At 62.1% G+C, this 14,431-nt stretch carries 12 protein-coding genes and 1 pseudogene; 9 read left to right on the plus strand and 4 right to left on the minus strand.

Annotation, left to right across the window (positions count from 1 at the left end; all coding sequences use genetic code 11):
- The first annotated feature begins 11 nt into the window (after positions 1 to 11).
- From tgt to B3F77_RS00245, 5 genes are read left to right on the plus strand one after another with little or no spacing between them, the layout of a single operon-like run.
- Positions 12 to 1,163 (plus strand): tRNA guanosine(34) transglycosylase Tgt, encoded by a 1,152-nt coding sequence (gene tgt / locus B3F77_RS00225; protein ID WP_293603011.1) that lies wholly within the window; start codon positions 12 to 14, stop codon positions 1,161 to 1,163.
- Between the two features lie 3 nt (positions 1,164 to 1,166).
- The gene (locus B3F77_RS00230; protein ID WP_293603012.1) at positions 1,167 to 2,396 is read left to right on the plus strand and encodes a glycosyltransferase family 9 protein; all 1,230 of its coding nucleotides are present in this window, start codon (positions 1,167 to 1,169) and stop codon (positions 2,394 to 2,396) included.
- 13 nt (positions 2,397 to 2,409) lie between these two features.
- Complete coding sequence (locus B3F77_RS00235; protein ID WP_293603013.1) at positions 2,410 to 2,952, plus strand: GtrA family protein; 543 nt, start codon at positions 2,410 to 2,412, stop codon at positions 2,950 to 2,952.
- A complete protein-coding gene (locus B3F77_RS00240) occupies positions 2,939 to 4,735 on the plus strand; it encodes an ArnT family glycosyltransferase (protein WP_293603014.1) in 1,797 nt (598 codons plus the stop codon). The genes B3F77_RS00235 and B3F77_RS00240 overlap by 14 nt, the downstream gene beginning before the upstream one ends.
- Before the next feature lie 40 nt (positions 4,736 to 4,775).
- The gene (locus B3F77_RS00245) at positions 4,776 to 5,777 is read left to right on the plus strand and encodes an aldo/keto reductase (RefSeq protein WP_293603015.1); all 1,002 of its coding nucleotides are present in this window, start codon (positions 4,776 to 4,778) and stop codon (positions 5,775 to 5,777) included.
- Positions 5,778 to 5,971: 194 nt separating this feature from the next.
- On the opposite strand, the pseudogene B3F77_RS00250 reads toward B3F77_RS00245, so the two are convergent.
- Positions 5,972 to 7,342 (minus strand): annotated as a pseudogene (locus B3F77_RS00250) (MFS transporter); the annotation flags it as partial.
- A gap of 300 nt (positions 7,343 to 7,642) precedes the next feature.
- Between B3F77_RS00250 and B3F77_RS00255 the strand changes: the two are divergent.
- Complete coding sequence (locus B3F77_RS00255) at positions 7,643 to 8,986, plus strand: D-amino acid dehydrogenase (RefSeq protein ID WP_293603016.1); 1,344 nt, start codon at positions 7,643 to 7,645, stop codon at positions 8,984 to 8,986.
- On the opposite strand, the gene B3F77_RS00260 is transcribed toward B3F77_RS00255, so the two are convergent.
- The gene (locus B3F77_RS00260) at positions 8,947 to 10,239 is read right to left on the minus strand and encodes an FIST signal transduction protein (RefSeq protein ID WP_293603017.1); all 1,293 of its coding nucleotides are present in this window, start codon (positions 10,237 to 10,239) and stop codon (positions 8,947 to 8,949) included. The two genes, B3F77_RS00255 and B3F77_RS00260, sit on opposite strands and share 40 nt — an antisense overlap.
- A gap of 34 nt (positions 10,240 to 10,273) precedes the next feature.
- Positions 10,274 to 11,158, minus strand: coding sequence for a PhaM family polyhydroxyalkanoate granule multifunctional regulatory protein (locus tag B3F77_RS00265; RefSeq protein ID WP_293603018.1), 885 nt, complete (start codon positions 11,156 to 11,158; stop codon positions 10,274 to 10,276).
- Positions 11,159 to 11,514: 356 nt separating this feature from the next.
- Here B3F77_RS00265 and B3F77_RS00270 point away from each other — a divergent pair, with 356 nt between their 5' ends.
- On the plus strand, positions 11,515 to 11,928 hold the full coding sequence (locus B3F77_RS00270; protein ID WP_293603019.1) for a VOC family protein: 414 nt from the start codon (positions 11,515 to 11,517) through the stop codon (positions 11,926 to 11,928).
- 41 nt (positions 11,929 to 11,969) lie between these two features.
- Entirely contained in the window at positions 11,970 to 12,575 is a 606-nt protein-coding gene (locus tag B3F77_RS00275) for a MarC family protein (RefSeq protein ID WP_293603020.1), read from the plus strand.
- A gap of 34 nt (positions 12,576 to 12,609) precedes the next feature.
- Here B3F77_RS00275 and B3F77_RS00280 read toward each other — a convergent pair whose 3' ends face one another.
- On the minus strand, positions 12,610 to 13,593 hold the full coding sequence (locus B3F77_RS00280; RefSeq protein ID WP_293603021.1) for a fumarylacetoacetate hydrolase family protein: 984 nt from the start codon (positions 13,591 to 13,593) through the stop codon (positions 12,610 to 12,612).
- A gap of 179 nt (positions 13,594 to 13,772) precedes the next feature.
- Between B3F77_RS00280 and B3F77_RS00285 the strand changes: the two genes are divergently transcribed.
- Positions 13,773 to 14,431: IclR family transcriptional regulator (locus B3F77_RS00285; protein WP_293603036.1), on the plus strand; the 659-nt coding region annotated here is incomplete at its 3' end.

Below are 14,431 nucleotides of genomic sequence, written 5' to 3' on the forward strand. Positions count from 1 at the left end.
ACAATCACAAAATGCTCGAATTTGAAGTTCTGAAAACCGACGGGGCGGCTGGTTCCTGCCTCGGCTCGCATGCCCGGCGCGGCCGCATGACGCTGAACCACGGCGTGGTGCAAACGCCCATCTTCATGCCGGTGGGCACCTATGGCACCGTCAAGGGCGTGATGCCGCAATCGCTGATTGAGATGGGCGCACAGATCATTCTGGGCAACACCTTTCACTTGTGGATGCGACCGGGGCTGGACGTGATCAAGCAGTTTGGCGGGCTGCACAAGTTTGAGAGCTGGCACAAACCCATACTCACAGACAGCGGCGGCTTTCAGGTCTGGTCGCTAGGAGAGATGCGCAAGATTTCCGAGGAAGGCGTGAAGTTTGCGTCACCCGTGAATGGCGACAAGCTGTTTCTGACGCCCGAAATTTCGATGCAAATCCAGACGGTGCTCAACAGCGACATCGTGATGCAGTTTGACGAGTGCACGCCTTACGACACCCAAGGCCACATCACCACGGAAGGTGAGGCGCGCAGTTCCATGGAGCTCAGCCTGCGCTGGGCCCGCCGCTGCGTGGTCGAATTTGAACAACTTGAAAACTCCAATGCCCTGTTTGGCATTGTGCAAGGCGGCATGTTTGAGAACCTGCGCCAGGAATCATTGGATGCCTTGGTGGAACTGGATCTTCCCGGCTACGCCGTGGGCGGTGTGAGCGTGGGTGAGCCCAAGGAAGAAATGCAGCGCATCATGGCGCACACGCCGCATCGCCTGCCGGAGCACAAGCCGCGCTACCTGATGGGCGTGGGCACGCCCGAAGATCTGGTGGAGGGCGTCGCTGCCGGCGTGGACATGTTTGACTGCGTCATGCCGACCCGCAATGCGCGCAACGGCCATCTATTCACGCGCTTTGGCGACCTGAAAATCCGCAACGCCCGCTACAAGACCGAGGAGCAGCCGCTGGATGCCACCTGCAGCTGCTACGCCTGCCAAAACTTCAGCCGTGCCTACCTGCACCACCTGGACCGCTGCGGTGAAATGCTGGGCCCCATGCTGGCCAGCATCCATAACCTGCACTACTACCTGTTCCTCATGCAGGAAATCCGCGATGCGCTGGACTCAGGCCGATTTGGAGAATTCGCTGTTCAGTTCCGCACCGACCGGTTGCGCGGAGTCTGAGCCATGAACATCAAGCTGCAACGATGGATTGACCGCTGGGTCGGCATACCGCTGTGTGCGGCGGTGTCGGGGCTGGATGCCGTCATCAACCGGTTCAAGCCACCCTCCTCCCGCGCCGACACAGCGCCGCGCGCCATCGTGGTGATTCTGCTTTCCGAAATGGGCAGCCTGGTGCTGGCGCACGACATGTTTGCGCGCCTGAAGCAACGTTACCCCGGCGCTGAGTTGCATGCCCTGCTGTTCAAAAAGAACCGCGAAATACTCGACCTGATGCAGGTGATGACCCCAGCCCATGTGCACACGGTCGATGACCGCTCCTTGTCCTCCCTGCTGGCCAGCCTGTGGCGCGCCATCCGGGAACTGCGCCGCGCCAACGTGGACGTGGCGATTGACTGCGAACTGTTCTCGCGCATCAGCAGCCTGCTGTCGTTTGCCAGTGGCGCCTCGGTTCGCGTCGGTTTTCACCGCCATACGCAGGAAGGCCTTTACCGCGGCTCGCACATCAACCGGCGCGTGCCCTACAACCCTTACCACCACATCAGCGCACAGTTTTTAACATTGGCGCGTGCGATTGATTCAACAGCAGTGCCTAAATCCAAATTGCCGGTGATGGGTGCCGGCAAACCGCCGCCGCATGTGCAGCTCGATAGCGCACTGATACAAGTCATCCAGAGCCGACTGGCGCAGGACTTCCCCGGCATTGCCGGAAAACCGCTGGTACTGGTGTATCCGGGTGGCGGTATTTTGCCGATCCGCGCCTGGCCCCTGGCGTCGTACATCGGGCTGTGCGAAGGCTTGGTGGCGGACGGTTGCGCCGTGGCCGTGATTGGACTGAAGGACGACCAGGCGCTGGCGCAGCAGCTGGTCGCCAGTGTGACGCTGGCGTTGCCGGCCGGCCCGGTGATTGACCTGACCGGTTACACCCGCTCGATTTCCGAGTTGCTGGCGCTGTTTCATGTGGCGCGCCTGCTGGTGACCAACGATGGCGGGCCCGGGCAATTCGCCGCACTGACGCCGATCTGGACGCTGATGCTGTTTGGTCCGGAAACCCCCGGCCTGTACGCGCCGCTCACGCCGCGCTGCCATTCGTTTTACAGCCAGTGGCCCTGCTCGCCATGCCTGACCGCTTACAACCACCGGTCATCGTATTGCGACGGCGACAACCAGTGCCTCAAGGTCATTGAACCCGCCGGGGTATTGGCCAAGGCGCGGGAATGCCTGGCAAGCGCCTGATATCAAACGCCCGATGTCAACACTTCGATCCCTTGCGGAGAGGCTGATCAGCCGCCTGCCACCACGACTTCAGGTCATGGCGCACTGGCGCTTCATCAAGTTTGGCGCGGTCGGCGCCAGCGGCACGGTGATCAATATCGCCGTGCTCTATCTAGCGCAGGAGTTTCTGCTACGCCGCATCGAAGACTTCCATTCGCGGCTCAATTACTCGATTGCGCTGGCGATTACCCTTGCCACGATCAGCAACTTTTACTGGAACCGGCGCCTGACCTGGCGCGACCGCCAGCACGAAGCCCATCATTCAGCGCTGTTACTGTTCTTCAACTATGTGATGGCGGCGGGCTTGTCGATTGTGATTCAGTCCTTGCTGACCAAATGGCTGGCCCTGTACTTGCACTACCTCGTGGCCAATCTGGTGGCGATTGGCGTGGCCAGCCTGTCCAATTTCATCGCCAATGACCGCCTGACGTTTCGCCGCCGTCGCGCGATAATTCAGGCACCCAGCGCCCCCAGCGCTACAACAACTCCACCCAGCGATGTCCATGACAAGCCCTGAAAAACTGAAGCCCGGCATACGCGCTCATTACCTCTGGCTGGGCCTCAGCATCGCGGTAGCCCTGGGCTATCTGTTTGGACTGGGCGGTGACCATATTCCCCGGAATGGTGATGAACTGGTGTATGCCAACATCGCGCGCCTGACCGCGGAGAGCGGTCACTGGTTGCCGCTGGTGAGCGCATATGACTTCATGCGCAACACCAAGCCGCCGCTGTTGTTCTGGCAGGCCATGGTGGCTGGCGGCTGGGGCGAGCATTGGACGCTGCTAAATCTGCGCTTGCCCAGCGTGGTGTATTCCTGGGCGGTTGCGCTCATGGTCGGCCTGCTGACCTGGAAGATGGTTCGCAGCGATGCAGCTACGCCCGTCGGCCTGGCACCTGGTGCAAGCACAGCCGAGGGCCGGAATCGGCATGCCATCACCATGGCGGCCATCGCAGCGATCATTTACCTCTCGTTCTTCAGCAGCTACCGTTATGGCCGGCCCTACCTCACCAGCGCGGCCGAGACCTTCTGGCTGTTTGGCGTGTTCTTTGCGATCGCCTGGTCGCCCGTGCCGTTGTTGGCTTCTCGCTGGAAGTTTCCACTCATCGCAGGCCTGGCCCTCGGCATCGGCTGCCTGTACAAATCCTTCGCCATGGTGGTGCCCGTCGGCTTCGGCCTGGCGCTGTGCTACCAGGCGATCGGAGCCCGGCTGGCCCCCTGGCGCATTTTCAGGCGCGGTATCGTCATCGACGGCCTCAAGGTCGCCACCCTCTGCGCCATCGCCCTGGCGGTGTTTGGCTTGTGGTTCGCCATCGACCCGCAGCCAGGCGAGGTGTGGCGAGAGTTTGTGGTCGGCGAAAACGCCGGCAAATTCAAGTCATCGGCGGGCTACTTCAAGGTCGCTTTCAGCGGGAGCAGCGGGTTTTTGACAAATGTCACGGGCTACTTTTCAAATGCCGGTTTGCTGCTGCCCGTCTCGATCGGCTGTGCCTGGGCCGCGTGGCGCAGCTCTCGCCAGCGCGCAGCCTCCGGGCAGTCGGTGAGTGACGCAGAAAAAGTACTGTGGCTCTGGCTGCTGGCGTTGGCGCTGGTGTTCATGGTGCCCAACCAGCGGTCTGCCCGCTACCTGGTTCCCGCCATGCCGGCCGTCGCCATTTTGATTGCGCTGTACTGGCACCGCATCCCGCGCATCTGGTTCAGCCTTACCCTGGCGCTTTGCCTGATCGGTGCACTCGCCATGGGCCTGATTGGATTCGGCGCTGTTCGCGCCACCCAAAACACCTGGCTTTATTCGTCGATGTTCTGGCTTTTCCTGGTGGCTATTGCCGTCTGCTGCGTGATCGGCATGGTCAAAAAAGAGCTTACCCGCCCGATTACCGCTGTGGCCAGCTTCGCCGTGTTGTTGTCGCTCGCGTGGGTTACGGCGCCCTTCAATGGGCAGCTGGGCCGCTTCCGTGCAGACACCATCGCCAGACTGCAAGGCCAGGCCGTTTCAGTCCCCACCAACTTCAACGGCCAGTTTGAACGCTACCAGTTCATCATCAAGGGTGCCAAAATTATTCCTTACATTGCGGAACAGCCGGTGGACTACACGGATGTGAATGAGCTGTTCAAGACCAGTCGCTATGCGCTGGTGCAGCGGCGCGTTGGGCAGCCGCCTTGCGCGCAATGCCGCGTGCTCGACGTGCGCTGGGACCTGCGGTCGCGGCAGGACGAAAAAGAAGGCACCCTGGCTGCCTTCAAAACACCCGAGACATTCTGGTACGCCAAAGAGTACCTGGTCGAGCGGCTGACACCCTGAGCGCCAGCCAACCAAAACCTCTTTTCAACAAGGAATCGCCATGCAATACCGTCGCCTCGGAAACAGCAATCTGAAGGTTTCAACCCTGTGCCTGGGCACCATGATGTTCGGTCGGCAGACCCCTTTCGACGAGGCGGCACGCATCGTGGCTTCGGCACGCGAGCATGGGCTCAACTTCATCGACACCGCCGACGTTTACAACCATGGGCAATCGGAGATAGATGTCGGGAAACTGCTCGTTGGCCAGCGCCACCACTGGGTGCTGGCCAGCAAGCTGGGCAACCCGGTGAGCGAGGCCCCCAACCAGAGCCACTACTCGCGCCGCTGGCTGATGCAGGAAACCGACACCATGTTGGCCCGGCTGCAAACCGACTACCTCGACATTCTTTATCTGCACCTCGACTACCACGAGGAAAACCTTGAAGAAGCGGTGCGTGCGCTGGGCGACCTGATCCGTCTAGGAAAAATCCGCAGCTTTGGCCTGTCCAACTTTCGCGGCTGGCGCATCGCCGAGGTGCATCGCCTGTGCGAGAAGGCCGGCGTGCCGCCGCCAGTCGTGTGCCAGCCGTATTACAACCTGCTCAACCGCGGACCGGAAATTGAAATTTTGCCAGCCTGTGCTCACTACGGGCTGGGCGTGGTTCCCTACAGCCCGCTGGCGCGCGGTGTCTTGACGGGCAAATACCCGCCCGGCCAGCCGCCGGCCGAGGGCTCGCGCGCCGGTAGCGGCGACAAGCGCATTCTGGAAACCGAGTTCCGCGAAGAGTCGCTGCTGATTGCACAAAAAATCAAGGCCCGCTGCGACGCCAAAGGGCTGGTGCCCGGGCAGTTTGCCGCCGCCTGGGTACTCGCCAATCCGCTGGTCAGCTCGGTGATCGTCGGACCCCGCCTGCTGTCGCATCTGGAAGAAGTGTATGGCGCAGTGGACCTGGTGCTCGACCAGGATGACGAGGCCTTCATCAATGCGCTGGTGGTGCCGGGCCATGCCTCCAGCCCCGGCTACAACGACCCGGCCTATCCCTTCTTTGGCCGCCCAGTCTGATCCCTGCGCCTCAGGCTGCTATTGAATAAATAGCGCCTGGCGCACGTGGAATAATGGCTGCAGGCTTATTTTTCAAATATTCAGGCGCTTATCCCGGTTTTTGGAACAGCACCGGCTTCGACTCGGCCGTCTGGTCGGCCTTATGCTGAAACAGCCTTAGCGCTAAAGCCATCGGCATGGGCTTAATGTGGCGCCACCAGCGCCACAAAGCGCTGCAGGTACTCAGGCACCCGCATAAAGATGTAAAACGCCACCACTGCATTGGCCAGACCCACAAACAGAAAAATCTGCGGAATGCTGAACCCCGCCTTCAGCAGAGCACCCGCCAGAATCGCGCTGACGATCATGAACAGCGCATTGAGAATATTGTTGGCTGCGATGATGCGGGCACGGTGCGTGGGCTGGCTGCGCAACTGGATCAGTGCGTACATCGGCACGCTGTACACCCCGGCAAACAGGCTGAGCAGCGCCAGGTCGATCATCACGCGCCAATGCGCGGGGTGAGACACGAAGCTGGCCACGCCCATGATAGGCGCAAACGGCAAGCCGCGCGAGGCAAAGTAAAGGTCCACCGCAAACACGCTCATTCCCATCGCGCCGAATGGCACCAGACCGATCTCGACATGGCGGCGGCTCAGCACCTCGCACAGCAGCGAGCCGGTGCCAATGCCTAGCGAAAAAACCACCAGCAGCAAGGACGCCACCTGCTCATTGCCGTGCATCACCTCTTTGGCAAAACTCGGGAACTGGCTCAGGAACACTGCGCCAAAAAACCACATCCAGCTGATGCCCAGCAGGGAGCGGAAAACCACCGGGTTGTCGTTGGCCAGCTTGAGGTTGCGCCAGGTCTCGGTGAGCGGGTTCCAGTTGATTTTGAGGCCGGGATCGGTGGCCGGTGCCAGCGGAATGAATTGCGCCACAGCCCGGCCCGCGAGCGCCAGCAGCACGCAGGAAATCGCCACATAGAGCGGGCCCACGCCGGGCACCGCCACCATGAGACCGCCCACCATGTTGCCGAGCAGAATGGCCACAAAAGTACCCATCTCGACCATGCCGTTGCCGCCAGTCAGCTCACGCTCGTTCAGCGCCTGCGGCAGGTAGGCAAACTTGACCGGACCAAACAGCGTGGAGTGAAGCCCCATCAAAAAGGTACAGCCCAGCAGCACCGGCACCCGGACACTGACATCGCTGCCGAGAAAACCCACGGCGGCCAACAGCATGATCGCCACTTCGAGGTTTTTGACGAAGCGGATCACGCGGGTTTTTTCAAACTTGTCGGTGAGTTGCCCGCTGGTCGCCGAGAACAGCAGAAAGGGCAGGATGAACAAGGCCCCAATCACCAGCCCCGCCAGAGCAGGCGGGAGCCAGCTCACGCTGAGCTGGTAAGTCACCATCACGGTAAAGGCAAACTTGAAAAGATTGTCATTGGCCGCGCCCGAAAACTGGGTCCAGAAATATGGCGCAAAGCGACGCTGCATCAGGAGCGCGAATTGATTCGGGTGCTCGTGGGCTGGCGCCGGATACACCGGTGCGGCTGTGTCCGGTGTGGCTGTATCAACACGCATGCCTGACGCCTTTTTTTTCAAGTTGTTGCGCAGCAAGCTCTTGCGGCGGCTTGGGCTGCTCTGTTTTTGAAGCCTGTACTGAATTCTGCCCTGATTTTCCAGATGCCCAAGGCAGCACCACGAAAGCCATCAACGGTTTGATAGACTGGAGAGCGAATGGCCTAGCCGTCCCACCACAGCGGCAAGCAGCGGAACGCAGTTTCGGTTATTTTTTTAGCCGCATCAAGCCCCAGTTTGCTATATTTATAATAGCTACTTGTGCCCGTCCCGCATGGTCTATCTATCGAAAAGGTTACACAAATGCGCGTTCTCGTTCTCGGCAGCGGACTGCTCGGCGTCACCTCGGCCTGGTACCTCTCCCAGCTCGGTCATGAAGTGACTGTGATTGACCGGCAAGCCTCGCCAGCCGCTGAAACCAGCCACGCCAATGGCGGGCAGATTTCGGTGTGCCACGCCGAGCCCTGGGCCAACCCGAGCGCCCCGCTCAAGGTGCTCAAGTGGCTAGCCAAGGAAGATGCGCCACTGCTGTTCCGGCTGCAGGCCGATCCACGCCAGTGGGCCTGGGGCCTGCAGTTCCTGCGCGAATGCACGCCCGCGCGCGCGCGCCACAACATCGGGCAGCTCGTGCGGCTAGGCACCTACAGCCGCACCATGCTGCAGCAGCTGAGGCGCGACACGGGCATCCAGTACGACCAGCGCATGCAGGGCATCCTGCACTTTTACACGTCGCAAAAGGAGTTCGATGGCGCGCTGAAACCGGCGCGCCAGATGCGTGAGCTCGGCTGCGAGCGCCACGTGATCTCGCCCGACGCGGCGGTGACGATCGAGCCTGCGCTGGCTGCCATCCGCCCGCAACTGGCGGGCGCCACCTACACGGCCGAAGATGAGTCGGGCGACGCGCACAAGTTCACTCTTGAGTTGGCACGGCTGTGCGAGGCGCGAGGCGTGCGCTTCCTGATGAGCCACCATATCACGCGCCTGGTGCCTGCGGGCGACAGCATCACCCATGTGGAGGCGACCGACCCCTCGGGCCGCTATGTGCAACTGAGCGCCGACAGCTACGTGCTGGCCGCCGGCAGCTTCAGCCCAGCCCTGGCCGCGCCGCTGGGCTTGAGGCTGCCCATCTACCCGGCCAAGGGTTACTCGCTCACGGCGCCGGTGATCGACCCTTCGCGCGCCTATGAGGTGTCGCTGACCGACGACGAATACAAGCTGGTGTTCAGCCGCTACACCACCCAGGACAGCAATGGCACCACGGAAGACCGCCTGCGGATTGCCGGCACGGCCGAACTGGGCGGCTACGAGCGCCAGCTCAACGAAACCCGCTGCCAGGGCTTGCTGCGCCGCACGCAAGAGCTCTTTCCCGGGGCGGCGGACCTGAGCCGCGGGCAATTCTGGAGCGGCCTGCGACCCTCCACGCCCAGCAACGTGCCGCTGATCGGCAGAAGCCGCGTGAGCAACCTGTTCCTCAACACCGGCCACGGCACGCTGGGCTGGACCCACTCGTGTGGCTCGGGCAAGGCGCTGGCAGACATTGTGAGCGGTCACCTGCCCGAGGTGGACTTTGCGTTCCTGGGCGCTGGGCCGGGAACGCCTGCCCGCCGTCAGTCGCCCGCGGTGAACACCGTCAAGACGCCGGTATAGCCATAGAGCTGGTGGCGCGCAATTTCACCGCCTGCAAAAAAGCCTACCAGCGGCACGTCGCCCAAGGCGCGCCGCACAATCTGCAGCTCGGCGCTGGGTGCGCCAAAGTGCGGCCCGCCCCGCCCCGAGCAGCTGACATAAATAGCACCGGCGATGCGCCTGGCCGCATGCGGAGCTGATTCGGCTTCCGGTGCGCTCAGGGCATTGGCGACCTCCAGCGTGAGCTCTTCCGGCTCCAGCTCTTCACGGATTTCGGCGCAAATCCGGATCAGGTCGGCACGCGCCGCCTCGGCGTTGCGTTCGCAAAAAGCCAGCTTCATGCCCACGCTGGGCACTTCGGCAATGGCAATGCCCTTGCGCGCCGGGTCCAGCCCGATGATGTGGCGCACCACCACCTCGGAGCCGAACTGGCCGGCACGCTGGGAGCGGGCATCATTCAGGCTGTCTGCGGAGTGGCTCAAGCCAACCAGCGTCGCGCGCACTTTGACCAGCGCCTCGCGCGACTGCTCCAGCGATACGCCCAAGTCCGCCAGCATCACGTCCAGCGCGGGCTGGCCGTCCAGCTCGGTCACCACATTGGCTTCGCATGCCGTAATTTCGTGATCAACGGAGACCGGCCGGCAGCCTTGCGTGACACGCGACATCAGCGCCATGCCCCCAGAAGGATCACGCGCAAAAGCCACACCGCTCAGGCCGCCGCTGAAGACCCCCCCGGCCGCGCCCTGCCCCTTGACATTGCCATGGCCGCTCAGCGCAAATTGCACGGTGCTGGTGCGGCTTGACGCCAGGCCGCCAAAGACGTAGCCGCTGTCGGTACGCTGGGCCATTTCGTCAATCAGCTCGGCCACATCAGGCGTTGAAGCATCCGCATGCACCAGCGCGGTATGCGCCTTGAAGCGGCCACTGCTGGCGGGCGGCAGGGGCGACACGCCGGAAAACACGCGGTACTGGTCGTGCGGCAGTTCGCACAACATCACAGCCATTGCGGGCTCGTCAAAATACTCGACGTTGTTGGAGGCAATGCCCACGCCCACCGTGCCGCTCCAGTCGGTGATGTCGGGCAGCTCGGCGCTCAGGTGATCGAGGATGTCCTGCGCATGGGCGGCGTAGTAATCCGTGATGTAGAGCAGCGCCAGCGTAGGCGCATGGGCATAGCCGGGCGAAGCGAGGTGGGCGCGCAGCTGCGCCAGCACAAGACCGGCCGCCATCTGCCATTGCGGATGGGTGGCGTGGCCGTAGGGGAAAAGCTTCATGGGATCTCGGTGGGCCATTTACTCGGTGGACCATTTAAGTCGTGGTTTTGCGGGCAAGCTTGCGCGCTGGCGCTTTTGGCTTTGACTTGGGTTCTGCCTTCGGTGGTGCCTTGGGCGTTGCCCGCGATGAGGTTTTTGCGGCGGCCGGCGTGGGCCAGGCCTGGCTGCTGCGCAGCGCGGTGTTCATGGCCGCGCGCGCGCCGCCTGCCACGGTATTGCTGGCGGTTTCAGCCATGTCTTGGGCGAGACCCGTGGCCATGTCGGTGGCTGTTTTCACAGCCTCTTTGGCCATCCCGCTGGCAACACTGGTGCGGGTGTCCATGGCGGTTTTTTTGGCGGCGTCTTTCATCGCGTCCGCCGCAATCGTCTGAAACTGCTGGGTCAGCGCGCCCCACCATTGCATCGGGTCCACCATGCCGCCCGCAGCCGAGGGCGCCTTGTTGGTTTTGGCTTTGGCGGGTCTGGCTGTGGCGCTGGCACTGGGTTCGGCAACCGGTTCAGCGCTGGCTTTAGCGGCCTGAAACGCCGAAGGCGGAATCTCCAGCCCGGAAAAAGTCCTGGCTTTGTCGGGCTCGCTGTCGGGCACCTTGAGCTTGAAGGCGTTGGCGACGTCGGCCATGTTGAAGTTCATGCCTTTGAGTGTGGCCAGGGTCATCTTCTGCAGTTCCAGCGCCTGGACAGTGGCCTTGAGCGCGGTGGCGTTTTGGTCGAGCCAGAACTGGACCGCCTTGAGCTCCTGGATGCGCTTGTCCAGCTCTTCTACATTGAGCGTGGGCGCCACCCAGCCTCCGAGGTTGGGCAACTGCGGTGTGTTCTGCGTCGTGCTGCCTGCCGCCTGCTTGGCCAGGTTTTGCAAAAAGTCGAAGCCGGGCACCAACTTGCCGAAATCGGGAAAAGTAGGCTGGTCTGCGTTACTCATGAAAGTCTCCTGGCGGGTTGTGCCCGATGGCATCGGAACGGATGGTCTGCTTCACCATGTTGGCATGGGACATTGGAGCTCCCAGCACGCGCCTTCATTGTGCAACGCCATGGCGGCACGTCAACCGGTTTTTATCCAGTTCCGTCCAGACTGGGTCGAGCTCCTGGTAAAGATGATTTTTGCCTCTTTTATTAATAAAATATATACATAGCCCTTATACAGCGGTCACTGTATGCTATTAATGTAATAGCAACTCAAAGGCCACCGGGTGCTTTGGGCTGTGCGGGTGTGTGAGCGCAGGGGTTCGCGCAGACCGGCACCCTCTCAAGGCCGGGCGGTACTGCTAAGCTTGCGCGATGAAAAGCCTGTTTCACCTTGCCTTCAATGTCCGGGACCTGGACCTTGCGCGCCGGTTTTATGGCGGCGTACTGGGCTGCACCGAGGGCCGGTCTACCGCGACCTGGGTCGATTTTGATTTCTTCGGTCATCAGCTGTCGCTGCACCTGGGTGAGCCGTTCAAGACGGAACGCACCGGCCATGTGGGTGACAAGCTGGTGCCCATGCCGCACTTCGGGCTGGTCTTGGGTCTGCCGGACTGGCAGGCCATGGCCCAGCGCCTGCAGTCGGCCCACACCGAGTTTGTGCTGGAGCCGCAGGCGCGCTTTGAAGGCCAGCCCGGCGAGCAGTGGACGATGTTTTTTTGCGATCCGTTTGGCAACCCCATCGAAATCAAGGGCTTCAGGTCACTCGACACGCTGTACACAAGCTGACGAAGCCGCCTGATGCCACCCCTTAACAAGCACTTGATTCCATGGCTTACACCTTTGCTTCGGCCACTGTTTTGCTGCTGCTGATCACGGACCCGTTTGGCAACATCCCCATCTTTGTAAGCGCCCTGCGCGGCGTGGCGCCCGAAAGGCGCATGCGGGTCATCCTGCGGGAGGTGCTGATTGCCTTTTTGCTGCTGCTGGCTTTCATGTTTGCAGGCGATGGCTTCATGCGCCTGATGAACCTGAGTGACTTGTCGCTTCAGATCGCCGGGGCAGTGGTCATGTTCCTGATCGCGCTGCGCATGATTTTTCCGTCGCTACAACCTGATGCCGCCCCCCTGCAGGGCGAGCCGCTGATGGTGCCGCTGGCCATTCCGGCGCTGGCGGGCCCATCGGCCCTGGCCACGGTCATGCTGCTGGTCTCGCAAGCCCCGGCCCGGCGGCTGGAATGGGTCGCCGCGCTGTGCGTGACCATGGCGGTCTGTGCGGTGGTGCTGGTGCTCTCCGAGCGGATTCAGCGGGTGGCGGGCGACCGGGTCATGATGGCCTTTGAACGGCTGATGGGCCTGATTCTGGTGGCCATCTCGGTCGAGATGCTGCTGCGGGGCATACGGCTTTTTGTGACCCAGATCGCAAGCGCCGCCTGAGCTGCCGCAGCGCCTGGCCGCGCTGCCGGTTGGGCTAGTCCGCGGCGACGACCTTCTGGTCGATGGCACCGAACACCGACTGCCCGTCCTTGCCCTTCGCTTCGATGCGTAGGGTGTCGCCAAACTTCATGAACCCTGTCTTGGGCTGGCCGTCTTCAATGGTTTCAATCGCGCGTTTTTCGGCGATGCAGCTGTAGCCATGACTCCAGTCCTTGTTGCTCACGGTGCCTGAGCCGACAATGCTGCCGGCGCGTACGTTGCGGGTTTTGCAGAGGTGGGCAATCAGCTGGCCAAAATGAAAGGTCATCTCGGGACCGGCCTCGCACATGCCGACCTTGCGGCCGTTCCAGGTGCTTTGCAGCGTCAGGTGCAAGCGGCCCTTGTCCCAGGCATCGCCGACTTCATCGAGCGTGACGGCGACCGGACTGAAGGCCGTGGCCGGTTTGCTCTGGACCAAGCCAAACCCTTTGGCCAGTTCATCAGGAATCAGGTTGCGCAGGGACACGTCGTTGGCCAGCAAAGCCAAGCGTATGCCTTCGAGCGCCTGCGCGGGCGTGGCGCCCATGGGCACGTCAGCCGTGATCACGGCGACTTCCGCCTCAAAGTCGATGCCAAACGCTTCGCTGGCGACCACCACGTCGTCACACGGCCCGATGAAGGCGTCACTGCCGCCCTGGTGCATCAGCGGGTCGATGTAACAGGAAGCGGGCACTTCCGCATGACGCGCCTTGCGCACCAGTTCCACGTGGTTGATGAAGGCCGAGCCATCAGCCCACTGGTAGGCGCGCGGCAGCGGGGCCATGCACCGGGCTGGCTCAAACGGGAAAGCATGGCGCGCCTTGCCGTTGTTCAGCGTCTCGTACAGGTCCTGCAATTGCGGTGACATGAAGTTCCAGTCGTCCAGCACCTGCTGCAGTTTGTTGGCGATGCCCGTCGCATAATGCGCCATGGAGAGATCGCGCGACACCACAACGAGCTGGCCGTCGCGTGAGCCGTCTTTGTAAGTGGCGAGTTTCATCGGTATCCTGATCGGGTGGCTGAGCAGTGTTACTTCGGTTTCACACCAAGGAACGCAAGGGGTGAGGAGTTACGATAAGTGAAATCAATTCACCTAAATGTAATTTCAAATTTTAATTCAATGCCATGAATGTAGCTCCAGGCTTACCCACCACCGTGCCCAAAGCCGTGCTCACCGGCCTGCCGCCGCAGCGCGCAGGCATCCAGTCGGTGGAGGTCGGCTTCAGTCTGCTTGAAGTGCTGGCCACGTCGGCCGGTCCGCTGATGTTGCGCGACCTGGCCGCCGCGGCAGGCATGAGCGCCGCCAAGGCCCACCGCTACCTGGTCAGCTTTCAACGGCTGGCGTTGGTCATGCAGGACCTTGCCACGACCCGCTACGACCTCGGGCCGGCAGCGCTCAAGTTAGGGCTCGCTTCCCTGTCAAGGCTTGACAGCGTGAAACTGGCGCGGCAACGCCTGCAGCCCCTGATGGAAAAAATCGGCCAGACGCTGGCGTTGGCCGTGTGGGGCAACCAGGGCCCGACCCTTGTTCACTGGGAGGAACCTCCCCAGTCCGTCACCGTCAACCTGCGCCTGGGCGACGTCATGCCGCTGCTCTCATCGGCCACGGGCCTGTGCTTTTCGGCCTTCCTGGCGCAGCGCCATGCGCCACTGAACCATGCGCCACAAAATCGGCTGGCCCGGCTGCTCAAGGACGAACTGGCACGCACCCGGATGCTGGCACGCAAGGATGTACCCACCTGCATGGCCGAAGTGAGCACGCTGCTTGAAGAGGTGCGCCAGCGTGGCCTGGCGCGCGTCGTCGGCACCCTGCTGCCGGGGGGGGCCGGGTTTTGCGG

Origin of the sequence: Polaromonas sp. UBA4122 (genome assembly GCA_002381615.1) — a bacterium.
GTDB lineage: Bacteria > Pseudomonadota > Gammaproteobacteria > Burkholderiales > Burkholderiaceae_C > Polaromonas.